The sequence below is a fragment of the Pseudacidovorax sp. DMC4 genome (assembly GCF_056314265.1).
On sequence record NZ_JBQUYR010000021.1, the window covers coordinates 45,646 to 68,370 of the forward strand.

At 72.0% G+C, this 22,725-nt stretch carries 19 protein-coding genes; 13 read left to right on the top strand and 6 right to left on the bottom strand.

What is annotated here, in order from left to right:
* Positions 1-5: 5 nt before the first annotated feature.
* The 5 genes from ACT54X_RS27425 to ACT54X_RS27445 are packed head-to-tail and all read left to right on the top strand — an operon-like array spanning position 6 to position 5,512.
* Entirely contained in the window at positions 6-959 is a 954-nt protein-coding gene (locus ACT54X_RS27425) for a lysylphosphatidylglycerol synthase domain-containing protein (RefSeq protein ID WP_476349763.1), read from the top strand.
* Between the two features lie 18 nt (positions 960-977).
* Positions 978-2,036: a glycosyltransferase family 2 protein gene (locus ACT54X_RS27430; protein ID WP_476349727.1), complete on the top strand. Its 1,059-nt coding sequence runs from the start codon at positions 978-980 to the stop codon at positions 2,034-2,036.
* Positions 2,029-3,705, top strand: a complete 1,677-nt coding sequence (locus ACT54X_RS27435) for an ArnT family glycosyltransferase (protein WP_476349729.1) — start codon at positions 2,029-2,031, stop codon at positions 3,703-3,705. Before ACT54X_RS27430 ends, ACT54X_RS27435 begins: the two co-directional genes overlap by 8 nt.
* A complete protein-coding gene (locus ACT54X_RS27440; protein ID WP_476349731.1) occupies positions 3,702-4,613 on the top strand; it encodes a phosphatase PAP2 family protein in 912 nt (303 codons plus the stop codon). Before ACT54X_RS27435 ends, ACT54X_RS27440 begins: the two co-directional genes overlap by 4 nt.
* The gene (locus ACT54X_RS27445) at positions 4,610-5,512 is read left to right on the top strand and encodes a 2OG-Fe(II) oxygenase (protein WP_476349733.1); all 903 of its coding nucleotides are present in this window, start codon (positions 4,610-4,612) and stop codon (positions 5,510-5,512) included. The genes ACT54X_RS27440 and ACT54X_RS27445 overlap by 4 nt, the downstream gene beginning before the upstream one ends.
* Positions 5,513-5,654: 142 nt before the next feature.
* Here ACT54X_RS27445 and ACT54X_RS27450 read toward each other — a convergent pair whose 3' ends face one another.
* Genes ACT54X_RS27450 through lplT form a run of 3 tightly spaced genes read right to left on the bottom strand, consistent with a single transcriptional unit; the run spans position 5,655 to position 9,253 of the window.
* A complete protein-coding gene (locus ACT54X_RS27450) occupies positions 5,655-6,830 on the bottom strand; it encodes a nucleotide sugar dehydrogenase (protein ID WP_476349735.1) in 1,176 nt (391 codons plus the stop codon).
* Positions 6,831-6,851: 21 nt separating this feature from the next.
* Positions 6,852-8,012 carry a glycosyltransferase family 4 protein gene (locus ACT54X_RS27455; protein ID WP_476349737.1) on the bottom strand — a complete coding sequence of 387 codons (1,161 nt, stop codon included), beginning with the start codon at positions 8,010-8,012 and terminating at the stop codon, positions 6,852-6,854.
* On the bottom strand, positions 8,009-9,253 hold the full coding sequence (gene lplT / locus ACT54X_RS27460; protein WP_476349739.1) for a lysophospholipid transporter LplT: 1,245 nt from the start codon (positions 9,251-9,253) through the stop codon (positions 8,009-8,011). Before lplT ends, ACT54X_RS27455 begins: the two co-directional genes overlap by 4 nt.
* Positions 9,254-9,461: 208 nt before the next feature.
* Between lplT and ACT54X_RS27465 the strand changes: the two genes are divergently transcribed.
* Positions 9,462-9,938 carry a GNAT family N-acetyltransferase gene (locus ACT54X_RS27465; protein WP_294378125.1) on the top strand — a complete coding sequence of 159 codons (477 nt, stop codon included), beginning with the start codon at positions 9,462-9,464 and terminating at the stop codon, positions 9,936-9,938.
* A 69-nt stretch (positions 9,939-10,007) separates the two neighbouring features.
* Here ACT54X_RS27465 and ACT54X_RS27470 read toward each other — a convergent pair whose 3' ends face one another.
* Both ACT54X_RS27470 and ACT54X_RS27475 read right to left on the bottom strand, forming a co-directional pair.
* The gene (locus tag ACT54X_RS27470) at positions 10,008-10,631 is read right to left on the bottom strand and encodes a DUF2878 domain-containing protein (protein WP_294378128.1); all 624 of its coding nucleotides are present in this window, start codon (positions 10,629-10,631) and stop codon (positions 10,008-10,010) included.
* A 64-nt stretch (positions 10,632-10,695) separates the two neighbouring features.
* Entirely contained in the window at positions 10,696-11,586 is an 891-nt protein-coding gene (locus ACT54X_RS27475) for a LysR substrate-binding domain-containing protein (protein WP_294378130.1), read from the bottom strand.
* Between the two features lie 123 nt (positions 11,587-11,709).
* Here ACT54X_RS27475 and ACT54X_RS27480 point away from each other — a divergent pair, with 123 nt between their 5' ends.
* The 7 genes from ACT54X_RS27480 to ACT54X_RS27510 are packed head-to-tail and all read left to right on the top strand — an operon-like array spanning position 11,710 to position 18,596.
* The gene (locus ACT54X_RS27480) at positions 11,710-12,711 is read left to right on the top strand and encodes a Bug family tripartite tricarboxylate transporter substrate binding protein (protein WP_294378133.1); all 1,002 of its coding nucleotides are present in this window, start codon (positions 11,710-11,712) and stop codon (positions 12,709-12,711) included.
* 9 nt (positions 12,712-12,720) lie between these two features.
* Positions 12,721-13,518 (top strand): alpha/beta fold hydrolase, encoded by a 798-nt coding sequence (locus ACT54X_RS27485; RefSeq protein WP_294378135.1) that lies wholly within the window; start codon positions 12,721-12,723, stop codon positions 13,516-13,518.
* A 30-nt stretch (positions 13,519-13,548) separates the two neighbouring features.
* Complete coding sequence (locus ACT54X_RS27490; protein ID WP_294378137.1) at positions 13,549-14,976, top strand: FAD-dependent oxidoreductase; 1,428 nt, start codon at positions 13,549-13,551, stop codon at positions 14,974-14,976.
* Positions 14,973-15,791 (top strand): sugar phosphate isomerase/epimerase family protein, encoded by an 819-nt coding sequence (locus tag ACT54X_RS27495; protein ID WP_476349743.1) that lies wholly within the window; start codon positions 14,973-14,975, stop codon positions 15,789-15,791. Before ACT54X_RS27490 ends, ACT54X_RS27495 begins: the two co-directional genes overlap by 4 nt.
* Complete coding sequence (locus ACT54X_RS27500; RefSeq protein ID WP_476349745.1) at positions 15,778-16,593, top strand: shikimate dehydrogenase family protein; 816 nt, start codon at positions 15,778-15,780, stop codon at positions 16,591-16,593. The genes ACT54X_RS27495 and ACT54X_RS27500 overlap by 14 nt, the downstream gene beginning before the upstream one ends.
* Positions 16,590-17,480: an alpha/beta fold hydrolase gene (locus ACT54X_RS27505; protein ID WP_476349747.1), complete on the top strand. Its 891-nt coding sequence runs from the start codon at positions 16,590-16,592 to the stop codon at positions 17,478-17,480. The genes ACT54X_RS27500 and ACT54X_RS27505 overlap by 4 nt, the downstream gene beginning before the upstream one ends.
* A 24-nt stretch (positions 17,481-17,504) precedes the next feature.
* Positions 17,505-18,596, top strand: coding sequence for an SMP-30/gluconolactonase/LRE family protein (locus ACT54X_RS27510; protein WP_476349749.1), 1,092 nt, complete (start codon positions 17,505-17,507; stop codon positions 18,594-18,596).
* A 43-nt stretch (positions 18,597-18,639) separates the two neighbouring features.
* On the opposite strand, the gene ACT54X_RS27515 is transcribed toward ACT54X_RS27510, so the two are convergent.
* Positions 18,640-22,719: a translocation/assembly module TamB domain-containing protein gene (locus tag ACT54X_RS27515; protein ID WP_476349751.1), complete on the bottom strand. Its 4,080-nt coding sequence runs from the start codon at positions 22,717-22,719 to the stop codon at positions 18,640-18,642.
* Positions 22,720-22,725: the final 6 nt, after the last annotated feature.

The following is a 22,725-nucleotide window of genomic DNA, read 5'->3' on the forward strand; positions in this document are numbered from 1 at the left end:
GCCCCATGCCGCTGCGTGCCGGTTCCGCGATCCGCCGAGCGATGCAGGCCCTGTCGGCGCTGGTTGCGCTGCTGTTGCTGGCCTGGCTGCTCAGTGGCGTGGATGCCCGCGCCTTGGCCGGCACCGCTCGGCGCATGCCGGCCGCGACCTGGGCCCTGGCGCTGGCGGGCGTGCTGGCCACCTACGGGCTGCGTGCAGCACGGCTGCATGCCGAATGGCGCGCCCGCACCGGCGCGCGCTTCGTCGACTGCCTGGCGCTGTTCGCCTGGCACAACGCGGCCGTGTCGCTGCTTCCGCTGCGCACCGGGGAGGCGGGCTATGCCTGGTGGCTGCATCGCCACTGGCAGGTGCCGCTGGCCCAGTCGCTCCCCAGCCTGCTGTGGCTGCGGCTGCAGGACGCGGTGGTGCTGGGCACGATGGTGCTGGCGCTGCTGGCGCTGCTGGTGTCGCCGGCCCTGGCGCTGGCCGCCGTTGCCGCGTTGGTCCTGTTGACCGCCGTGGTGCTGCGCAGGGGCTGGGTCGGGCGTGTGGGCGACGTGATCGAAGCCGACGGCGCGCCCCGGCTGCAGCGCCTGCTGCAGGGGCTGTATGGCGGCCGGGGCGGCTGGCGCTCGTGGGTCTTCTGCGTGGCCAACTGGGCCATCAAGCTGGGCGTCTCGACCCTGCTGCTGCATGCGGCGGGGCTGCATCCGGTGGCCCTCGGCTGGTGCGGCGCGGCCGGGGCCGAGGCGGGTGCGGCGCTGCCCTTGCAGGCGCCCGCCGGGCTGGGCGTGTTCGAGGCCGGCGCGCTGGCGGGTGTGCATGCGTGCGCCGCGGGCGCCGCGCCGGTGGACGCCACCACCGTCATCGGCGCCGCCCTGCTGGTGCATGCCCTCTGGCTGCTGGCGAGCGTGGGCGCGGCGCTGGCCGTGCTGGCGGCGCGCCGCGGCCTTGCAGCGCCCGCGCGGGCGCTGCCGTGAATCCCCTCTTGCTCTTCCATGGACCGCACCGATCCCACCCATCTGCTCGCGCGCGACGCCGCGCCGCTGCCGGCGCACCGCCTCTCGGTCGTCGTGCCCATGTACAACGAGGTGGAGAACGCCGCCGCCCTGATCGACGCCGTGCAGGCCGCGCTGTCGGACTACCCCGCGCCCTGGGAACTGATCGTGGTCGACGACGGCAGCCAGGACGGCACCGGCCCCGCGCTGGAGCGCCGCGCCGCCGAGCTGGGCCCGCATGTGCGCGTGCTGCGCCTGGCGCGCAACTTCCGCCAGACGGCCGCCATGCAGGCCGGCATCGACGCGGCACGCGGCGACGTCATCGTCACGCTCGACGGCGACCTGCAGAACGACCCGCGCGACATCCCGCGCCTGGTGCGTCGCCTGCTGGCCGAGGACCTGGACATCGTGGCGGGCTGGCGCCGCGACCGGCAGGACGGGCTCTGGCTGCGCAAGCTGCCTTCGCGCCTGGCCAACCGGCTGATCCGGCGTGTGACGGGGCTGGACTTCGAGGACCTGGGCTGCAGCCTCAAGGCCTTCCGCGCCGAGACGCTGCGCGAGGTGCGGCTGTATGGCGAGATGCACCGCTTCATCCCCGCCTGGCTCGCGACCGTGACCTCGCCGGCGCGCATGGCGCAGGAGCCGGTGGCCCACCATCCGCGCCGCGCGGGCCGGTCCAAGTACGGCCTCTCGCGCACGCTGCGGGTGGTGGTGGACCTGCTGGCCATCACCTTCTTCATGCGCTTCGCGGCGCGGCCGGGGCATTTCTTCGGCGTGCTGGGGCTGTCGGTGGGCGGGGCCGGCGCGCTCATCCTGACCTACCTGGCGGCGCTCAAGCTGGCGGGCCACGACATCGGCGGCCGGCCGCTGCTGTCGCTGGGCTTCTTCTGCCTGCTGGGCGGGCTGCAGCTGCTGATGACCGGCGTGCTGGCCGAGCTGGTCACGCGCATCTACTACGGCGGCCGGCATGGCTCGCCCTATGTGCTGCGGCGTGGCCAGGCCGCCGCACCGCCGGCCGCCGAGGGCTGGAGCGGCGGAGGCGCCGATGCGCATGGCTGAGTTCATCGCGTCGCTGCCGGCCGCCGAGCGGCGCACGATGGCGGTGTGGGCCCTGGCCATGGGCCTGGTCGCACTGCTGGGCCTGGGGCTGGCGCCGCTCTTCGACGTGGACGAAGGCGCCTTCTCCGAGGCCACGCGCGAGATGCTGGCCAGCGGCGACTGGGGCCACACCACGCTGAACGGCGAGCCGCGCTTCGACAAGCCCATCCTCATCTACTGGCTGCAGGCCGCGAGCGTGCAACTCTTCGGCCTGAACGAGGCGGCCCTGCGCCTGCCCTCGGGTCTCGCCACCTGGGCCTGGGTGCTGGCCGCGGCGTTCTTCGCCTGGCCGCGCTGGGGCCACCGCGCCGCCATGCTGGCTGGCACGGTGCTGGGCACCAGCGCGGGCGTGCTGCTGATCGGCCGCGCGGCCACGGCCGATGCGCTGCTCAACCTGTGGCTGGCCCTCACGGCGCTGGAGCTGTGGCGACATGCCGAAGGAGGCGCCGATGCGCGTGCTGCCTTGCGAAGGGCCGCCCTGTGGTGCGGGCTGGGCGTGCTCACCAAGGGGCCGGTGGCGCTGCTGGTGCCCGTGGCCGCCCTGCTGCTGTGGATCGTCACGTCGGGCCGCGCGCGCTGGGCACCGCGCGTACGGGCGCTGTTGGGTGACGGCGGGGCGTGGCTCATCTTCGCGGCCGTCGCGCTGCCCTGGTATGCCTACGCGCTCCACCGGCATGGCATGGCCTTCGTCGACGGCTTCCTGTTGCGCCACAACCTGCAGCGCTACGGCGGACCGCTGGAAGGCCATGGCGGCAGCCTGCTGTACTACGTGGTGCTGCTGCCGCTGCTGATGCTGCCGTGGACGCCGCTGCTGGTGCCGCTGCTGGCCCGCCTGCGCGCTCACTGGCGCGAGCCGCTGGGCCGCTACCTGCTGCTGTGGGCGGGCTTCGTGCTGGCCTTCTTCAGCTTCTCGGGCACCAAGCTGCCGCACTATGTGCTCTACGGCTTCACGCCGGTGGCGCTGCTGGCCGGGCGCGAGGCGGCGCGCTGGCTGGAAGGCGCGCCCGATGCACGCTGGGCCCTTTACGTGCAGGCGGGCCTGCTGGCGGTGTGGCCGGCGGCGGCCGTGGCGGTGACGGCCTGGATCGCCCTGCATGCGGCGCGCGTGGCCAATCCGCTCTATCGCGCGCTGATCGGCCAGCCCGCCGCGCTGGCGCCACTGGCCGTCGCGGCCCTGGCCGCCGCGCTGGGCGTGCTGCTGTTGCTGCGCCTGCGCCGCTGGTCCCCGTCCGTGCGCTGGAGCGCGGCCGGCGCCGGTGTGGCCCTTGTGCTGACACTGGCCGTCGTGCCATGGTGGGGCCGGCAGCTGCAGGCGCCGGTGCGCGCGGCGGGCCAGCGGGCCGCCGAAGTGCTGGCGCGGACCGACAACGCGGCCAATGCGACGCTGGTGCAGTGGGGTCTGCACCTGCCCAGCGTGGCCGTCTACGCCCGACGCGAAGCCCCGCGACGGCCGCCCCTGCCGGGCGATCTGGCCCTGGCGCGCGAGGACCAGGTCGACATCCTCGCGGCGCAACTGGCGGCCCTGCCGGCGGGGCGCCGGCCGTCCGGCGCGGATGCCACGCTGCCGACCTGGCAGCCATTGCTGCGCATGGGCGGCCTGGTGCTGCTGCGATGGAACGGTGCACCATGAGCCTGCAGCCGCTGGCCCTGGGTGAGGAGATGTGCGCCGTGCCGATGGCGTCCATGGCGCCTGCTGCATCGGCCCCTGCATCTGCAGCGTCCCAGGTCCGGCCGGTACCCGGTCGCGCGCGGCGTCGACCGTGCCCGCGCCAGGTGGCCTGGCTCGGCTGGCTGGCGGCCATGCTGGCCTGCGGCCTGGTCTTCCGCACCTGGCCGGCGCTGGACCTGGCGGCCTCCGCGCCCTTCTACCTGCCGCAGATTCCCACCGGCTTCATCGGCAACCTGTACCACGGAGTGCTGGACCTGTGGCGGCTGGTGCCGCAACTCGGCCGCGTGCTGGGTATGGCGGGGCTGCTGGTGCTGCTGGTGCCGGCGCGGCGCATTCCCTTCGGCGTGGTGCGGCGCTGGCGCGGCCGGCTGCTGGCCGCCGTGGCGCTGCTGCTGCTGGGCGTGTGCCTGGTGGTCAACCAGGGCCTCAAGGAGCACGTCGGCCGTCCCCGGCCGCAGCAGGTCCGACCCTTCGGCGGGCCGAGCGACTATGTGCCGGTGGGCAGCCTCTCGCGGGCCTGCGAGCGCAACTGTTCCTTCGTCAGCGGCCATGCGGCCACCGGCTTCGTGATCGCGGGCTTCGGCCTGTGGGGCGTGCGGCGGGTGCGCCGGCGCTGGTGGGCGGCCGGCGCCCTGCTGTGCCTGCTGCTCGGCGCGGCGCGGGTGGCCCAGGGCGGGCACTTTGCCAGCGACGTGGTCTTCAGCCTGCTGGTGATGACCGGCGTGGCCATGGCCCTGCGTGCGGCCGTGGTGCGGTGGCGCAGTCTGCGGCGGCGCAGCGGCCGGCAACGGTCGGCGCGCGCGGGCCAGCGGGTGCCTTCCGCGTCAGGCTGCGGGCTGCCAGTCCGGCCGATCATTCCCTTGTCATGAGTACCGTCCTTCGCTTCCTGCCCGAGCTGGGCCACTGGATCACCCACAACCTCGATGCCGGCGCGCCACCCGGTGGGCTGGTCGACGCGATGGTCGGTCAGGGCATGGCCGGCCCTGCGGCGCAAGCCATCGTCGCGGCCTTCGTGGACGCCCGCCAACGTGGCGTCGCTCCGCCGGTGGACAGCGTGGCGCTGCCGGATGAGCCGGCGGCACGTCCCTTCATCGCCCGGCCACGCCTGGCGGCGGGCCACCGCATCGCTGCGGCGGACCGCGAGGTCACCGTGCATGCACGCGGCCACGATCCTGTGTGGGCCGCGCTGGGCCCGGTGCTGGACGCGGCCGAATGCCGGGCGTTGATCGACATGGCGCGCCCGCGGTTGCGGCCGTCCACGCTGGTCGATCCGATGAGCGGCCGGGACGTGGTCAGCCAGCACCGCAGCAGCTGGGGCATGTTCTTCCGCCTGGGCGAGAACCCGCTGGTGGCCCGCCTCGACCGGCGCCTGTCGGCGCTGATGAACCTGCCGCTGGAGAACGGCGAGGGGCTGCAGCTGCTGCACTACCCGGTCGGCGCGGGCAGCGAGCCGCACCACGACTACCTGGCGCCCACCAATGCCGCCAACCGCGACTCGGTGGCCCGCAGCGGCCAGCGCGTGAGCACGCTGGTGACCTACCTCAACGACGTGCCGGCAGGGGGCCAGACCGTGTTTCCCCACCTGGGACTGGCCTTCTCGCCCGTGCAGGGCCATGCCTGCTACTTCGAGTACGGCGACGGCCAGGGCGGCGTGGACCCGCGCTGCCTGCATGCCAGCAGCCCGGTGGAGCAGGGCGAGAAGTGGGTCGTCACCAAGTGGATGCGCGAGCGCCGCTTCGTGAGCGCGGGCGAGGCGCAGCAGACCTGAGCAAATTCGACACACCGATGGCCGCGGAGCAGGCCATGCCAGGGCACCCGAGGAACTGGCTTTGCCAGGCCTCTGGGTGCGCCCCCTCCAAGCCGAAGGCGCCAGGGAGGGGGAGCCGCGAAGCGGCTTGGGGGGAGCGTTCTCAGTCCCCACCGAAGAGGTCGCGGGTATAGAGCCGGTCCCGCACGTCGTCCAGCTCCGGCGTGGCGCGATTGGCCACGATCAGTGCGGCCTCGCGCTTGAACTGCGCCAGGTCGCGCACCACCGGCGAGCCGAAGAACTGGTCATCGGCCAGCGTGGGCTCGTACACGATCACAGGCACGCCCTTGGCCTTGATGCGCTTCATGATGCCCTGCACGCTGCTGGTGCGGAAGTTGTCCGAGCCGGCCTTCATGGTCAGCCGGTAGATGCCCACCGTGCCCGCCGCGCCATGCATGCGCGCCAGGATGTCGCGTGCCAGGAAGTCCTTGCGCGTGGTGTTGGCGGTGACGATGGCCTGGATCAGGTTCTGCGGCACGTCGGCGTAGTTGGCCAGAAGCTGCTGCGTGTCCTTGGGCAGGCAGTAGCCGCCGTAGCCGAAGCTGGGGTTGTTGTAGTGCAGCCCGATGCGCGGATCGAGCCCCACGCCGGTGATGATCTGCCGCGGGTCCAGGCCATGGCTGAGGGCATAGGTGTCCAGCTCGTTGAAGAAGGCCACGCGCATCGCCAGGTAGGTGTTGGCGAAGAGCTTGATGGCCTCGGCCTCGCTGCTGCCGGTGAGCAGCAGCGGCACCTCTGCCGCCAGCGCGCCCTCGCGCAGCAGGGCGGCCACGCGCTGGCCGCGCGGGCCGGTGTCGCCCACCACGATGCGGCTGGGATGCAGGCTGTCGTGCAGGGCGCGGCCTTCGCGCAGGAACTCGGGCGCGAAAACGATGGCGTCGTGGCCCAGGCGCTCGCGCAGCGCCCGCGTGTGGCCCACGGGCACGGTGGAGCGGACCACCACCAGCGCCTGCGGCGCCCAGGCCAGCGCATCGGCCGTCACGGCGTCCACGCTGCGGGTGTCGAAGTGGTTGGCCACCGGGTCGTAGTCCGTGGGCGTGGCGACGATCACCAGCTCGGCGCCGTCGTAGGCCAGGTTGCGGTCCAGCGTGGCGCTGAGGTCCAGTCCGCCGCCGGCCAGCTGCGCCTGCAGCTCGGCGTCGACGATGGGGCTCAGGCCGGCGCGCAGGGCCTCGACCTTGCGTGCATCGGTGTCGAGCACCACCACATGGTGATGGCGCGCCAGCATCACGGCATTGGCCAGGCCGACATAGCCGGCCCCGACGACGGCGATCTTCATGGCGGCGGTTCCGCGGTGGCCTCAGGCGGCGGCGGTCGTTGCGGCCAGCGGGGTGCTCGCGCTGTGATCCGCCGTCTCACGGGCGCCACTGCCATTGCCATCGGCATCGGCATCGGCATTGACGGACGCCGTCTCCTCGGCAGCGATGCGTTCGGCGGCGGCCAGCGCGGCGGACTTGTCGCCGCGCCGCGGCGCCAGGGCCTCCAGCATCTGCCGCGTGGCCGCCGGCCAGCTGTAGCGTTCGGCAAAGCGGCGCACGCCGTCGCGGGGCTTGTGCAGGGCGGCCAGGCAGGCGGCACGCAGGTCGTCGTCCAGCACGCCGCCGGGCGAATCCATGCCCACCACGTCGATGGGGCCCGGCACCGGGTAGGCGGCCACCGGCGTGCCGCAGGCCATGGACTCGGCCATCACCAGCCCGAAGGTGTCGGTGACGCTGGGGAAGACGGTCACGTCGGCCGTGCGGTAGAGGCTGGCCAGCGCCTCCACGTCCAGCAGGCCCAGCCAGCGGGCCTCGGGGAAGCGGGCCTTGAGTCGGGCGAGTTCGGGGCCTTCGCCGGCCACCCATTTCTGGCCTGGCAGCTCGAGTTCCAGGAACCGGTGCACCTGCTTCTCGACCGCGATGCGGCCCACGTACAGGAAGACCGGTTCGGCCGGCCGCTCCATGCGCGGGCCTTCGGGGTTCATGGCCGCCAGGTTGACGCCGCGCGACCACAGCCGCGCCTGCGTGAAGCCGCGCTGCTTGAGGTCGTCCACGATGGCCGGTGTGGGCGCCAGCGTGGCCCGCGCAGCGTTGTGGAAGCGGCGCAGCACCGCATAGCTCCAGCCCAGCGGCAGCCGCACGCGGGCATGCACGTATTCCGGAAAGCGGCTGTGGTAGGCCGTGGTGAAGGGCCAGCCGCGCGACAGGGCGATGCTGCGCGCGGCCCAGCCCAGAGGGCCTTCGGTGGCGATGTGCAGGCAGTCGGGGTCGATGGCGTCGATACGGCGGGCCACGCCGGCGCGCGAGGTCAGCGCCAGCGAGATCTCCGGGTACGTGGGGCAGGGCACCGAGCGGAAGTCCAGTGGCGAGAGCACATGCACCTCCACGCCCAGGCGCTGCAATTCGCGGCGCGTCATCTTGAGCGTGCGCACGACGCCGTTGACCTGGGGTTCCCAGGCATCCGAGACGATCAGCAGTTTCATGGCAGGTCCCTGGTGGAAGAGGTGGAGGGCAAAGAGGGCGCACAGGAAGCGCCTGCGCATCGAGCGGGGGTTGCGCTGCGCCGCGCATACAGGCCTGCGGCGAGCAGCGTGCCCAGCGCCACGCAGGCACCCAGTGCGCCCGTGAGCAGGGCGATGGGCTGGTCCAGGCCCAGCAGGGCGGCGTAGACGCCCAGCATCAGCAGCACGCCCAGGTTCTCGTTGAAGTTCTGCACGGCGATGGATTCGCCCGGCCGCAGCAGCACATGGCCGCGGTGCTGCAGCAGCGCGTTCATTGGCACCACCAGCAGGCCGGCCAGGGCGCCGATCAGCGTGAGCAGGACGACGGCCAGGGGCAGCGTGTCCACGCCCACCATCAGCGGCACGCCGGCGCCCATCAGCACGCCCAGCGGCAGCACGCGGGTGGCTTGGTGCAGACGAACGAGGCGCCCGGCGAGCGCCGCGCCCGCCACGATGCCCAGGGCCACCACCGCCTGCAGGTAGGCGGCCTGATCCAGGCCGAGGTCGAGCGCGTCCTGCGCCCAGGCCAGCACCACCAGCTGCAGCGTGGCGCCCGCGCCCCAGAAGAGCGTGGTGATGGCGAGCGACAGCCCGCCCTGCGCATCGCGCCACAGCGTGGCGTTGGCGGCGGCAAAGCGGCCCACCAGCGCGGCCGGGGCCCAGCCCACCTCACTGCCGTGCGAGACGCCACGCGGGATCAGCAGGTTGAGCAGGCCTGCCAGCGCATAGGTGGCCAGTACCACGGCCAGGGCCATGTCCACGCCCGGCATGCGCGCGCTGACGAGCAGGCCGCCGAAGCCCGTGCCCAGCACGATGGCGCAGACCGTGCCGACCTCGATCCAGCCATTGGCGCGCACCAGCATCGCGGGCGGCACCTGCTCGGTGATCAGCCCGTACTTGGCCGGCGAATAGACCGCGGCCCCGAGCCCCGCCAGCGCGAAGGCGAGCAGCGGATGCAGCCCCAGCACCATGCCGCAGGCCGCGCCCGCCTTGAGCAGGTTGGCGGCCAGCATCACCAGCGCCTTGGGCCAGCGGTCGGCCAGCGCGCCCACCCAGGGCGCGAGCAGCACATAGGCCAGCGTGAAGCAGAACTTGAGCATCGGCGCCATCCACACCGGCGCGCCCATCGCCATCAACTGCGCGATGGCGATGACCAGCAGCGCGTTGTCGGCCAGGCCCGAGAAGAACTGCGCGGCCAGCAGCCAGTGCATGCCGCGGCTCACGCGTGGTTCCGGCTCGTGCTGTGCATGGCCGGCATTGGAGGGCGCGAACGTGTCGCTGCGGTGACGGTGGCGCGCTGTCTATGCTTCGGGCATGTCCGACGCTCCTGCTTCGCCTGCTTCGCCTGCTTCGCCTGCTTCGCCTGCTTCGCCTGCTTCGCCTGCTTCGCCTGCTTCGCCTGCTTCGCCACCCGCTGCCCACTGGCGGCCGATGCAAGGCCAGGATCTGCCCGCCGTGCTGCAGATCGCGGCCGAGGTCCATCCCGACTATCCGGAGGGCGAGGCCGTCTTCGCCGAGCGCCTGGCCCTCTTCGGCGGCGGCTGCCTGTGCCTGGTCACGCGCGACGGTGCGCTCGCCGGCTATGTGCTGAGCCATCCCTGGCATGCCGATGCGCCGCCCGCGCTGGACACGCTGCTGCAGCGCCTGCCCGAGCCTGCGCCCATCTACTACCTGCACGACATGGCGCTGCTGCCCGTGGCCCGGGGCCTGGGGGCGGCCGGGCGCGCCATGCCGTTGCTGGCCGCGCAGGCCGTGGCCGCCGGCTGCCGCGAGATGGCGCTGGTGGCCGTCAACGGCTCGGCCGGCTTCTGGGCGCGGCAGGGCTTCGAGGTGCGCGAGGTGCCCGCACTGGCGGCCAAGCTGGCCAGCTATGACGCGGCCGCGCGCTTCATGGTGCGGCCGCTGTAGCCTGACGGCGCCGGGCGGATCGACCGCGTTGACGGGTGGCCGCGCGCTGCCGTCGGCGGCACCCTGCCTTCAACCGCCTTCGCGCAGCGGCACGGCCGCAGCGGGGCCGGCCGCGCCGTCATGTCGCCGTCCCAGCCAGCACAGCAGCGGCAGCAGGAGCGCCCATTCGACCGCCAGCCAGCCCAGGGCCAGCGGCGCGTCGACGAACTGCGCGCCGCCCAGCCGCACGCCCGACGAGAAGGCGAGCGGCCCCGCCACCGCACCCAGCAGTGCCGCCAGCGCGGGCCGGCCGTGCAGCCAGCGCAGCGTGAGGTTGATCGATGTGGCAAAGGCGGCCCACAGTCCGCTCAGCCAGAAGGGCGGTAGCGCCGCCGTCCACTGGCCGCTGGGATAGGTCACGGCGCCCAGCAGCACCGGTCCGGCATCGGCCAGCGTGCCCAGCAGCACGGCATAGAGCAGCAGCCGCGCCTCCGGCTGCGCGCGCCGGACCGTGCAGAGGTGCCAAGCCAACCCCGCCACCAACGGCAGGCAGCCCAGCACCGGCCAGCCGTGCGCCGCGCCCAGCACGGCGGCGAACCAGGCGATCTGCGTCCAGGCAAAGTTGGCCCACAGCAGCCGGCGCGGCGGCAAGGGTGCCACGGCTTTCGCTGCCGCGCTCTGGCTGGGGGAAGGAGGGGACGCTTGGGTGGCCATGTCGCTTCTACGGCGCGTGCAGCGGGTTGGATGAGAGACGACCGTGCCTGCAGGTGCGGCTTGCTCAGCGCGGCGATCTGCGCAACCGTTGGATGAGGAACGCTTCAAGAAGCTCCACCGCCCTGCGTCCTGGCAAGGGCGCGGCCGCCAGCCAGACTTCGCATTCCGGCATGGCGGGCATGCCCTCACGTCCGCCCAGCACCTTGAGCCGCTTCGAGATCGTGGCCTCGCGGAACACGCCGATGGCGATGCCCGCGCGCACCGCCGCTTCGAGCCCCGTGACCGTGGTGCTCGTGTAGGCGATCCGCCAGGCGATGCCCGCCCGGTCGAGCGCGTGCGTCGCCCAGTCACGCAGCATCGCGCCCTCGGGATTGAGCGCGAGCGGCAATGGGCGTTGCAGATGGGTGGTCGAGCCTGGCGTCGATGCCCACACCACGCGCGACTTCGACAGGCGTCGACCCTCCCCCGAGCCGACCGGTCCGATGCCCACCACAAGGTCATAGCGTGCACCCAGTTCCGCGTGCATGAGCGACGACACCCCGTGCTCCAGCTCGACATGGATCCTCGGATACAGGCGGCAGAACTCCGCGATCAGCGCCGGCAGCACGCGCGTGGCGTAGTGCTCGATGGCACCGATGCGGATGCTTCCCGACACCTCTGCGATGTCGATGTCGTGGAACAGTTGGTCGTTCAGGCCGAGCATCTGCCGCGCCAGCGGCAGCAGTTGAAGGCCCTCGGGCGTGGCGTTCAGCCGCCGCTTGCTGCGGTCAACCAATTGGACGCCGAGCTGATCTTCCAGCCGTTTCAGCTGCATGCTGACCGCCGATTGCGTGCGCGACAGCGCCTTGGCGGCCGTGGTGAAGCTGCCGACGCGCAGCAAGGTGTCGAACACCCGCAGCAGGTCGATGTCGACGGTGTGGCTGCGGGGCGTGCGCGGTGGGGTGAGTGGCGGCATGGTCGTTGTCCCCTCCAGGTCATCACGAAGCGTGATGCGAAGAATGACGAAGTATCACGCTCGCCGCGGTGCGCCGGTTCAAGAATGGGGGGGACGACAAACGCGGACAGACCGGAGACACGCATGCAAGCCCCTATCGACTTCTCATCCCGACGGCGCCATCTGCTGCGCGGTGCGCTCGCAGCGTCGCTGGCGCCGGCCCTGGTGCACGCCAGTCCTGCATGGCCCCAGAAGCCGCTGCGCCTGATCGTCGGCTTTCCGCCAGGCTCGTCCCCCGACGCGCTGGCGCGCCTGATCGCCGATCCCCTCGGTCAGGCCCTCGGCCAACCGGTGGTCGTCGACAACAAGGTCGGCGCCACCGGCAGCATCGGCGTCACCGCGGTGGCGCGGGCAACGGACGGGCACACCATCGGCCTCACCGGCAATGGCCCGCTCACCACCGCCAAGGCGCTGACGCCTTCCACCCCCTACGACGTGGCGCGCGACCTGCGGCCCATCTCGCTCGTCGCGAGCAGTCCCTTCGTGCTCGTGGGCAGCAATGCGATGCCGGCGGCTGACCTGCGCGGCTTTCTCGACTTTGCGAAGACCCGGGGTGACAAGCTCAGCTATGGGTCCATCGGGCCAGGCTCGGGTTCGCACCTGACCATGGAGCTGCTCAAGGCCCACACCGGCATCCGCGCGGTGCATGTGCCCTTCCCGGGCTTTCCGCAGGTCGCGACGGCGCTCATGGGCCAGCAGATCGACCTGGCATTCATGATTCCCTCCATCGCCGTGCCGCAGGCGAAGAACGGGCGCCTGCGGCTCTACGGAATCAGCTCGGCCCAGCCTTCTCCGGGCGCGGGCGATGTGCCGCCGATCCAGTCGGCGCTCGACGCCTCGGGCAGCCCGTTCGACGTGACTTCGTGGAACGCCATCTTCGGCCCGGCCAGCCTGCCCTCGTCCGCGGCCGACCGCCTGTCGGAGGAGATCGCCCGGATCCTGCGCATCCCCGCCGTGAAGCAGGGCTTGCAGGACCAGGGCTGGTTGGCCATCGGCAGTGCGCCCGATGTGCTCGCCCGCCAGATCGTGGAAGACACCGCGATGTGGGGCCGCGTGATCAAGCTGACCGGCGCACGCAACGAATAAGGAGCGGACATGCAACGCAGAGATCTCTTCGCTGTCGGCCTGGCCGCAGCCAGCCTCGCCGGCCCGCTGCGCGCTTCGGCGCGCTCGGATTCACCCCCCTTCGTCCTCGTGCATGGGGCCTGGCACGGCGGCTGGTGCTGGAAGCACGTGGCGGCGTCACTGCGCGCCGCGGGACATCTGGTCTTCACGCCGACGCTCACGGGGCTCGGCGAGCGCCGGCACCTCCTGTCGCCCCAGGTCAACCTCGACACGCACATCGACGACATCGTCAACCTGCTCGAGTACGAGGAGCTGGAAGACGTGGTGCTGGTGGGCCACAGCTACGCCGGCATCGTCATCTCCGGCGTCGCCGATCGTGCGCGCGCCCGGCTGAGGCAGCTGGTGTTCCTGGATTCGCTGCTTCTCGAATCCGGCAAGAGCCTGTTCTCGGACTTCCCGCAGTCCGTGGTCGACCAGCGTATGAAGACCATCCGTGAGACCGGTGCCGGCGTGGGCGCGGCGCCTGCGCTGCCGCCGTCGGCATTCGGGGTCACGGCTGCGGCCGATGCAGCATGGGTCCAGCGCCGCATGACGCCGCAACCCGTGGGCACCTACCTGCAGCCGCTGCAGCTCAAGTCCTCCTTGGGCAACGGCCTGCCAAAGACCTACATCGAATGCACCGTCGATCCGATCGCCACGCTGGAGCCGACCAAGGCCCGCGTGCGCGCGGACGCGGGCTGGCAGACGCGAAAGCTCGCGACCGGCCATGACGCGATGGTGACCGCCCCCGGGCCCTTGAGCGCGCTCCTTCGCGAACTGGCCGCCTGACATCCACTTCTCCTTCTCGAAAGCTGCACGATGGGAACCCTCACCGCGGAAGACCGCCACTTCTTCCAATCCGACGTCAACCTGCGCCAGAGCCAGCGCACGCAGCGTGCGCCGCAAGGCCACATCGCCGAGGCCGCACGGCACACGCCGGTGCACACACGCTGCGACGTGCTGGTGCTGGGCGGCGGCCCGTCCGGCGTCGCGGCCGCGGTTGCCGCTGCGCGTTCCGGCGCGCGGGTGGTGCTGCTCGAACGCTACAACCACCTTGGCGGCCTCTCCACCGGCGGCCTCGTGATCTGGATCGACCGGATGAGCGACTGGGAGGGCGAGCCGGTGATCCAGGGGCTTGCCGCCGAGATCATGGAGCGACTGGGTGCCGATGCCGTCGCGGGGCCGCCGCGCGAGGCGTGGGGATCGAAGGATCCGGACCAGGCCGCGCACTGGGCGCTGCGCACCGCGGCCTTCCACGGCGTGGTCACCCATTCGCCGACCATCGATCCCGAGCGGCTGAAGGGCGTGTACCACCAGATGGTGCGCGAGGCGGGCGTCGACCTGATCCTGCACGCCTGGATGGTCGCGCCGGTGGTCGACGACGGCCGCGTGACCGGCGCCATCTTCGAGAGCAAGCAGGGCCGCCGCGCGATCCTGGCCCACGTGGTCGTCGACACGACGGGCGAGGGCGACCTCTATGCCGCGGCCGGTGCGGCCTACGACTCGGACATCGACGCGCGCGAGATCCATCACTGCATCAACACCTCCTGGCTGTACGCGGGCGTGGACATGCAGCGCTGGCTCGACTTCCGCGCCCACGAGCCCGAGGCCTTTGCCGCGTTCATGGCGCGCGGTCGCGAGACGGTCGGCAGCTTCGAGAAGCCCCTCGTCTCGTGGCGCAACGACGTCGCCACCTTCCTCGGTCCGCGCAAGGCCGGCTTCAGCGCGCTCGATGTCGACGACATGACGCAGGTCGAATGGGAATCGCGCCGGAGCATGGAAGACCATCTGGCGTTCTACCGCGCACATGCACCGGGTTTCGAGCGCGCCTGGATCATGCTCATGGCACCGCAGATCGGTACGCGCCACGGACGCCGGCTGGTGGGCGTGAAGCGGGTGCTTCGCGGTACGTGGGACGCCGGTGCCATCGAGCCCGACGAGATCGGCATCAGTCCCAGCCCGTCGCCGCGCTTTCCCAACATCTCCGTGCCCTACGGTGCGCTCGTGCCCGAGACGCTGGACGGCGTGCTGGCGGCGGGCAAGCACATCGCCTGCGATGCGAACTCCCACGGCTTCCTGCGGGAGATTCCCCAGTGCTGGCTCACCGGCCAGGCCGCCGGCACGGCCGCAGCGCTGGCGGCCGACCACAACGTGCTGCCGCGCAACGTGGACCTGAAGCGGCTGCAGGCGGCGCTGACGGCACAGGGCGTGCCGCTGCGCCAGGCGCGCGCGGCGGTGCCGGCATGAGCTTCGCGCTCTCGCTCGCGCACCTGGGCATGCTCGATGCGTCGCCGCCGCAACTGGTGGAGGCGGCCCATGCGGCGGGGTTTCGCGGCGTCGGGATGCGGCTGCATCCAGCGCGTCCCGGCGAGGCGCCCTTTCCCATGCACGAGGGCGGCCCGATGCTGCGCGAGACGCTCGCTCGCCTTCACGACCTGGGGATCGAGGTACACGATGTCGAGATCGTGCGCATCGGGCCTGCGTTCGACGCGCGGGCGTTCGACGGCGTCCTGGCTTCGGCCCAGGCGCTGGGCGCACGGCGGCTGATGGTGAACGTGGACGACGTCGACACCGGCCGCGCCACGGCCCACATCGGCATGCTGGCCGAGCGTGCCGCCTCGCACGGCCTGAATCTCGGCCTCGAGTTCATGGTCTACACGGCGGCGCGCTCGCTGCAGGTGGCCCGGGAACTGGTCCGGCCATTCGCGCACGATGCGGTGCGCGTGGTGGTCGACGCGCTGCATTTCTTCCGCGCAGGCTGCACGCCGGAAGACATGGCGGACCCGTCCATCGACCACCACTTCATGCAGATCAACGACGCACCCGCCCAGCGGCATCCCGGCCTGTCGGCCAGCGAAGAGGGCCGGGCCCACCGGCTCTTTGCCGGCGAGGGTGTGTTGCCGGTCCATCGTCTGCTGCCTTACCTGGGCGACGACGCGGTGCTGTCGGTGGAGTCGCCGAGTGCGATCCGCACGGCCACGCTCGACATCCATTCGCGCGCCGCCGCCGCCTGGCGCAGCGCCCATCACTTCCTGCAAGGACATGGCCATGACCACGAATGAAAGCTGGGAGGGGTTGCGGCTCGACGGCCGCACCGTCGTGCTCGGCATCATCGGAGACCCCGTTGTCCAGGTGAAGGCGCCGCTGCCACTGACGCGCCTCCTTCAGGCTCGGGGAACGAACGCGGTGCTGGTGCCGATGCATGTGCGGGGAGAGGCGGTAGGCAGCCTGCTCGACGCCCTGCATGTGGTGCACAACTTCGCGGGCATCGTCGTCACCGTGCCGCACAAGCAGCGCGTGGCTGCGCTGTCGATGGAACTGCTGCCGGCCGCGCAGCGGGCGCGCGCCGTGAACGTGGTCCGGCGCACCCCGCACGGTTGGCAAGGCGACCTGCTCGACGGTGCCGGCTTTCTGCGCGGGCTGTTACGCAGCGGCTTCGACGTCGAGGGCCGGCGCGTGGGCCTGGTCGGTGCGGGTGGGGCGGGCTGCGCGATTGCCTTGTCGCTGGCCGCGGCGGGCGCGGCGGCCATCGACGTGCACGACGTCGACGAGACGAAGCAGCTTGCCCTGGTCGATCGCCTGCGTGCGCTTGGGCATGCCGCCGGCCGGTGGGACGCTGCCAGTCCGCGCGATCTCGTCGTGAATGCGACGCCCGCGGGCATGCGGCCCGATGATCCACTGCCCATCGCGCCGTCGGCCATCCTGCCCGGCCACACGGTGGCCGAGGTCATCATGGAGCCGTCCATCACGCCGCTGTTGGCGCATGCACGGCAACTCGGTGCGCGCGTCGTGCCGGGCCGGCACATGATGGACGAGCAGCTCGAAGCGATGGCCGATTTCTTCTTCGACGAAGACCAGCGATGAGCACGCCTTTCTTTCCAGGTTTCGACGTGCGTCGCTTCGCACTCGGTGACGCAACCATCCATGCAGAGGTGGGCGGCAGCGGGCCGCCGCTGCTGCTGCTGCATGGGTATCCGCAGACCCATGTGGCCTGGCACCGCATCGCGCCGACGCTGGCGCGGCATTTCACCGTCGTGGCCCCGGATCTGCGCGGCTACGGCGACAGCGTCGGGCCGGGCGGCGATCCGCTGCACATCCGTCACTGCAAGCGCACGCTGGCGGGCGATCAAGTGGCCGTGATGAATGCCCTTGGCCATGAACGCTTCGCGGTCATGGGCCACGACCGCGGCGCGCGCGTCGGCTATCGCCTGTGCCTGGATCGTCCGGAGGCTGTCAGCGCCTTCGTTTCGTTGACGGTGGTCCCGACCGAGACGATGTGGCAGCGCGCCGGCATGGCCTTCGGGCTCAAGGCCTTCCACTGGTACCTGTTCGCGCAACCCTTCGACCTGCCCGAGCGCATGCTGCGCGCCGATCCGGGCTACTTCCTGGACTGGGCGCTGCGCAATGCGGTGCTCAAGGTCGACGCCGTCACGCCCGAGGCATTGGCCGAGTACCACCGGGCATTCGCCAAGGAGTCGGTGCGACATGCCATGGTCGAGGACTACCGCGCGGCGGCCTCGATCGACCTGCAGCACGACCGCGACGATCTCGCGGCGGGCCGCTGCATCGCGTGCCCCCTGCAGGTGCTGTGGTCTGCATCGAGCGCAGGCGCACCGGATCCGGTCGAGACCTGGCGGGCCTGGGCCGACCACGTCGAGGGTGCGGCCATCGACTGCGGTCACCTGATGGCCGAGGAGGCACCGGACGAGGTGCTGCGGCATGTCCTGCCCTTCCTCCAACGCCACGCCTGAACGCCGAGAACAAGGAGACATGACATGCGACCGATGATTCTGCTGGCGGGGCTCGTGCTGGCGCTGCAGGCCCATGCGCAAACGGCGCCCATGCGGCTGAGCCAAATCGGCGATGCCGCACCGGCGCGCCAGCAGGAGTTCTTTCCCGCACCTTCCTTCGAGCTGGTTCACGCGGGCGGCTGCGGCGTGATGGAAGGCATCGCCAGTGCGTCCGACGGCAGCGTCTACTTCACCGAGATCACACGCTCGGTCGGCTGCAGCGATGCGGCCGGTGTGCAGGGCGGTCGCATCTGGGTGGTGCCGCCCGGTGGCACGCCGCGCATCTTCCGCGAGCCCAGCAACATGGCCGCCGGCTTGGCCATCGACGCGCAGGATCGGCTGATCGCCGCGGAAGGGGCCGACTACGGCGGCCGTCGCGTCTCAGTGACCGACCTGCGCAGCGGCAGCTACCGCGTGGTTGCGTATTTCCACGAGAACCGGCAGTTCAATGCACCGAACGATGTGGCGATTGATCGCGCCGGCCGCATCTTCTTCTCGGACCTTCGCCTGTTCGGACCCGAGACCATCGAACAGCGGATCAATGCCGTCTACCGGCTCGATCCGCCCGAGGCCAATGCGAAGGGCCTGTGGCCGGTGTCGCGCATCCTCGGCAACGACGCCAAGATGAACGGCGTCGAGCTGTCGCCGGACGGACAGACCTTGTACGTGGGCCACTGCGATCCCGGGACCAATGCGCTCGGCGAGCAGGGCAAGCCGGCCCTGGACCGCACGGGGGCGGGCGGGCTGGTGGCGTATGCGCTCGATGCCGCCGGCCGACCGGGGGCACCCCGCGTCTTGCTCGACCTGGAGAAGGCCGGCTGCGTGGACGGCATGACGACGGATGTGGATGGCAACCTCTATCTCGCCCTGCCGAGTGCGCCGTCGGGGCCCGGTATCTACGTGATGACGCCGGACGGCGCCCTGGTGGCGCGACTCACCCTGCCGAACCGTGAAAGCCCCGTCAACGTGGGCTTCGGTCGCGGCCCGGAGGCGGGCACGCTGTATGTCGCGACGGTAGGCGTGGGCAAGGTCTATCGCCTGCGCACGGGCAAGGTCGGGTTTGCGCCGTCCCGCTGACGGGTCTTCCTGCCCCTCGACTGCCGTGCTCTGCACGCGCCCGTCAGTCGTACTGCACCGTGTAGATCAGGTCGATCCCGCTCTGAATCCCCGCCTGCCCGCGCAGCGTCAGGTTGCGCGTGAGGTCGTAGAAGAAGTAGATCGTGCCCAGGGTGCCCGCCAGGCTGCGCTCGTAGGTCACGTAGAAGTCGTCCGAGAGCCGCTTGCCCAGCGTGATGGCCGAGCCGGCCACGTCGCCGTTGCCGCCGCCCTTGAAGCCGATCTCGTCCAGACCGAAGCGGCTGGCCAGGCTGCCGCCTTCGCCGCCCGCGCCCAGGCGGCCCAGCAGCGCCAGGGCGGCCTGCTGCATCAGCTGCGCCTCGCCACCGCTGGCGGCGGAGGCCCGGCCCAGCACCACCCACGACAGCACCTCGGCGTCCGACAGCGGCGGGTCGGAATAGAGCTTGACCCGCGGCGCCTGCGCCGAGCCGGTGATCTGCACGCCCGCGCGCTGGCTGATGTTGGGTCGCAGGGCCAGGATGTCCAGCTGCGGGTTGTCCACGGGACCGTTGAAGCGGACGATGCCGCTTTCCACGTCCAGCGCCTGGCCGTAGGCGCGGTACTGGCCCTGCACGGTGCGGATCTCGCCGGTCACGCGCGGCGGCGCGGTGGTGCTGGTGGCGCGGATGTCCAGCTTGCCTTCCAGCCGCGTGGTGATGCCGCGGCCCTGCACCGCGAAGTCGCGGCCCAGGTCGAAGCTCACCTGGATGTCCGGCGGCCTGGCCGTGGTCGGCTGCTGCGGCGACACCTCGGCCGCCTCGGCCTTCTTGCGTTCCTGGGCGTCGCGGGCGGCGGAATGCACCACCACGTCGCTGCCCAGGCCGGGCGCGCTTTCGTCGGGCAGGATGATCACGGCGCGGTCGGCCGTGAGGTCGCCGCGCAGGCGGATCTGCCCGTCCTGCAGGCCGGCCTGCAGCTGGCCCGAGAGCGTGAGCTGCCGGTCGGAGCGCACCAGCGCGCGCAGGCTGCGGATCTCGCCGCGCATCGACATCGACAGCCCCGAGCGGCCCGCGCTGGCCGGGCCCCAGCGCAGCTCGCCGCTCATCGACAGGCTGCCGCCGTCCTGCGCGGCCTGGCTGGAGGCGGTGCTCAGGTTGCCGCTGCGGCCGGGGATGCGCACCCGGCTGCCGGGGCCGCCCTGAAGGCGGAATTCCTCGATCACCACGCGGTTGCCCGCGAGCGTGGCGCGCAGACGGCCGTCGCGCAGGTCCAGGCCCTCGACCGCGGCCTTCAGCGCCAGCTGGTCGGCGCGGACGGTGCCGTTCCAGCGCGGGTCGTTGCGTTGGCCGGCCAGGGTGGCGTCGGCCTCCAGCGTGCCGGCAATGCGCCAGCCCGGCGGCGCCAGCATGGACCAGACGCCCAATTGCGGCAGGCTGGCCTGCAGCCGGCCGGCCAGCGGGGCGTCCGTCGGCCACTGCCAGCCTTCGCCCTGGCGCTGCAGGCGGGTGGAGGCATTGGCCTGGATGCGGCCGGCACGCTGGCTGTCCCAGTCCAGGCTGGCGCGCACGGTGTCGCCTTCGGCGTCCAGGCGCAGCTCGGCCTGGCGCAGGCCGGCAGGGGTGGAGGGCGCGCTGTCGCTGGAGTCGGTCTTGATCTCGCCGGGCGCGCCGGTGCCGTGGCTTTCGAGCTTGCGCACCAGGGCGGCCTCGCCGGCCTGCACGCGCAGGTCGCCGCTGGCACGGCCCAGGCGCACGCGGGCGCGCAACTGGTCGAGGGCGGCGATGTCCCAGTCGCCATCGAAGACCAGGTCGCCGCTGATGCCCAGCTCGCGCAGGCTGGTGTCGCCGCCGAAGGCGCGGCTCCAGGTCATGGGCAGGCCCTGCAGGCGGCCCTTGGTCTGCAGTTGCACGCCGTTATTGCCTGAGCTGAGGCGGATCGGCTCCCACGACAGCCGCACGGTGCCGGGCACCGGACCACGCACGGTGGCGCTGCCGGCGGTGGTCTCCACCTGCAGTCGGTCGCCGGATTGGCGCACGCGGGTCTCGAAGCCCTGGCCCAGTTCCAGCACCCAGGGCGTGTCGCCACGGCCGCCGTCGTCGAGGTCGGCGCGCAGGCGGGCCAGCGCCAGTCGCCATTGGCCGGCGGCTTCGAGGCCGCCGCTTGCGGTGGTGTCGAGCCGTGCCCGGCGCTCGCCCTGACGCACTTCGCCCGACAGCGCGAGGCTGGCGCGGGCCAGGCTGCCGTCAACCGTGGCGGAGAAGGTCGTCAGCTGGATGGGAGCAGGTCGCGTGCCGTCCGCGCCCGGGCCAGGCTTGAGCAGCAATTGCGGCGTGCTCAGCCTGGCGTTGACCGTGGGTTCAGCGCTCCCACGGGGCAGCGGCGCCGTCGGCTTGGCGATCCGTTCCTGGAAGCTGCGCCACCCACCGCTCCAGTGGGCATCCAGGCGCGCACCACCTTCGGCCGTGATGGCCTTGTCGATGTTGGACAGGCCGGGCAGTTTCTTGAGCCAGGCTTGCAGCCGGGCGGCATCCTGCAGCGTGACCTCGGCTTGGCCGGTGCCGCGGATTGGCGCCATGTCGGCCTGCAGCCTTGCGTTGACGCCGGGCAGCACCAGGCGCAGATCGCCGCTGCCGGCCTGCTCGGCGACACGGGCGCGCACCTGACCCTCGATGCTGGCGCCCTCGGCCTCCACACGAAGGGTCGGCAGCTCGGCCAGCTGCGTGCGCAGGTTGTACTGGCCCTTGGCCAGCAGACGTTCCAGGCCGAAGCCCTGCAGGCCCTGGGCGCTGGCACGGCCGCCCTGGGCGCGCAGGTCGGTGTCGAAGCGCAGCACATCGCCTTCCTGGCGCGCAGTCACCGGGCCGCTGATGGCACCGCCTTCAAGCGCGGTGTGCAGTTCGCCAGGCCGCACGCCGTCGATGCGGGCCTGCACCTGCCAGGGGGCCGGCGCGGGTTTCCAGCTGCCCTGGGCGTCGATGCGGCCATGGCCCGCCTCGACATGGGCCTCGTCCACCGTCCAGGTGCCGTCCGCCGGACCGGCGTAGCCAATGCGGGCGCGCAGGCGCTCCACCGGCAGGCGCTGTTTGTCCCAGGGCCCGGGCATGGCATTGCGCAGGTCGGCGCGCAGGCGCCAGGCCTGTTCGCCGGTCTGGGCGTCGGGTTGCACGGCGACCTCGCCGCTCAGGCGTGTGAGGGGGCCGGCCTGCCAGAAGGTGGCGACGTTGACGTCGCGCAGCGTGGCCAGGGCATCGATGACCGGCTGCGGCGCCCAGGGCGCCAGATGGGCATCGAGCTTGGCATACAGCGCGCCGGCCTTCTCGTCGGCCTGCTCGGCGCGGGCTTCGGCCTGCACGGCCAGCCGTGCATTGGCGCCCGCCAGGTTGCCCTTGGCGGTGGCCATGGCTTGCACGGGCAGGGTGCGGCCGTCGCCCAGCGGTGCCTGCAGACGGCCCTGGAGCGCTGCGTTCAGCGCCATCGGCCCGTCGCCCTGCAGCTGCACCTGGCCGCTGTAGTGGCCGCCTTCGATGTCCACGCCCTCCAGGTCGAGCTGGTGCTGGGCCTTCTGGTAGCGGTAACGGCCGGCCAACTGCTGCGCCACCACCGGCGGCGGTCCGGCCCAGCGGACTTCGCCGATGCGGAAGGGCACATCCACTTCCACCGGCAGCACGAGGCGCTCCAACGGTTGCAGCGGCTTCTTGGGCGCATCCGCGGGGGCTGGCTTGGCCTCGATGAGCACCTGCGCGGCACGCACTTCGCCCAGCTGCACCCGGCGGTCGAACAGCGGGCGCAGCTGCCAGCCGATCTCGGCCTGGTGCACTTCGACCGTGAGCTCGGGCGTGCGGTAGCGCAGCAGGCCGATGCGGCCGCCCTTGCGCAGCGAGCCGGTCACCGCCTGCGTCTCCAGCGTCTGGCCGGCGGGCAGGTAACGGGCGGCCCGAGCAAGCACGGTGGCCAGCGAGCTGTCGCTGCCGGTCCACCACCAGGCGCCGCCCAGCAGCACCAGCACGAGGGCGAGCAGGGCGACAACGGTCCAGGCCAGGCCGCGCAGCACTCGGCGCGTGCGGGAGCGGGTGCGGGGCTTGGACGCACCCGGCGTCATCGACGGGCGGTCCGGCGTCGGGGAGGGCGGCGTGTCGGTGCTCACGATGTC

Excerpts from the sequence above, each read along its gene's own strand:
- ACT54X_RS27425 (WP_476349763.1), top strand. The coding sequence starts at position 6 with ATGCCGCTGCGTGCCGGTTCCGCGATCCGCCGAGCGATGCAGGCCCTG.
- ACT54X_RS27430 (WP_476349727.1), top strand. The coding sequence starts at position 978 with ATGGACCGCACCGATCCCACCCATCTGCTCGCGCGCGACGCCGCGCCG.
- ACT54X_RS27435 (WP_476349729.1), top strand. The coding sequence starts at position 2,029 with ATGGCTGAGTTCATCGCGTCGCTGCCGGCCGCCGAGCGGCGCACGATG.
- ACT54X_RS27440 (WP_476349731.1), top strand. The coding sequence starts at position 3,702 with ATGAGCCTGCAGCCGCTGGCCCTGGGTGAGGAGATGTGCGCCGTGCCG.
- ACT54X_RS27445 (WP_476349733.1), top strand. The coding sequence starts at position 4,610 with ATGAGTACCGTCCTTCGCTTCCTGCCCGAGCTGGGCCACTGGATCACC.
- ACT54X_RS27450 (WP_476349735.1), bottom strand. The coding sequence starts at position 6,830 with ATGAAGATCGCCGTCGTCGGGGCCGGCTATGTCGGCCTGGCCAATGCC.
- ACT54X_RS27455 (WP_476349737.1), bottom strand. The coding sequence starts at position 8,012 with ATGAAACTGCTGATCGTCTCGGATGCCTGGGAACCCCAGGTCAACGGC.
- ACT54X_RS27465 (WP_294378125.1), top strand. The coding sequence starts at position 9,462 with ATGCAAGGCCAGGATCTGCCCGCCGTGCTGCAGATCGCGGCCGAGGTC.
- ACT54X_RS27470 (WP_294378128.1), bottom strand. The coding sequence starts at position 10,631 with ATGGCCACCCAAGCGTCCCCTCCTTCCCCCAGCCAGAGCGCGGCAGCG.
- ACT54X_RS27475 (WP_294378130.1), bottom strand. The coding sequence starts at position 11,586 with ATGCCGCCACTCACCCCACCGCGCACGCCCCGCAGCCACACCGTCGAC.
- ACT54X_RS27480 (WP_294378133.1), top strand. The coding sequence starts at position 11,710 with ATGCAAGCCCCTATCGACTTCTCATCCCGACGGCGCCATCTGCTGCGC.
- ACT54X_RS27485 (WP_294378135.1), top strand. The coding sequence starts at position 12,721 with ATGCAACGCAGAGATCTCTTCGCTGTCGGCCTGGCCGCAGCCAGCCTC.
- ACT54X_RS27490 (WP_294378137.1), top strand. The coding sequence starts at position 13,549 with ATGGGAACCCTCACCGCGGAAGACCGCCACTTCTTCCAATCCGACGTC.
- ACT54X_RS27495 (WP_476349743.1), top strand. The coding sequence starts at position 14,973 with ATGAGCTTCGCGCTCTCGCTCGCGCACCTGGGCATGCTCGATGCGTCG.
- ACT54X_RS27500 (WP_476349745.1), top strand. The coding sequence starts at position 15,778 with ATGACCACGAATGAAAGCTGGGAGGGGTTGCGGCTCGACGGCCGCACC.
- ACT54X_RS27505 (WP_476349747.1), top strand. The coding sequence starts at position 16,590 with ATGAGCACGCCTTTCTTTCCAGGTTTCGACGTGCGTCGCTTCGCACTC.
- ACT54X_RS27510 (WP_476349749.1), top strand. The coding sequence starts at position 17,505 with ATGCGACCGATGATTCTGCTGGCGGGGCTCGTGCTGGCGCTGCAGGCC.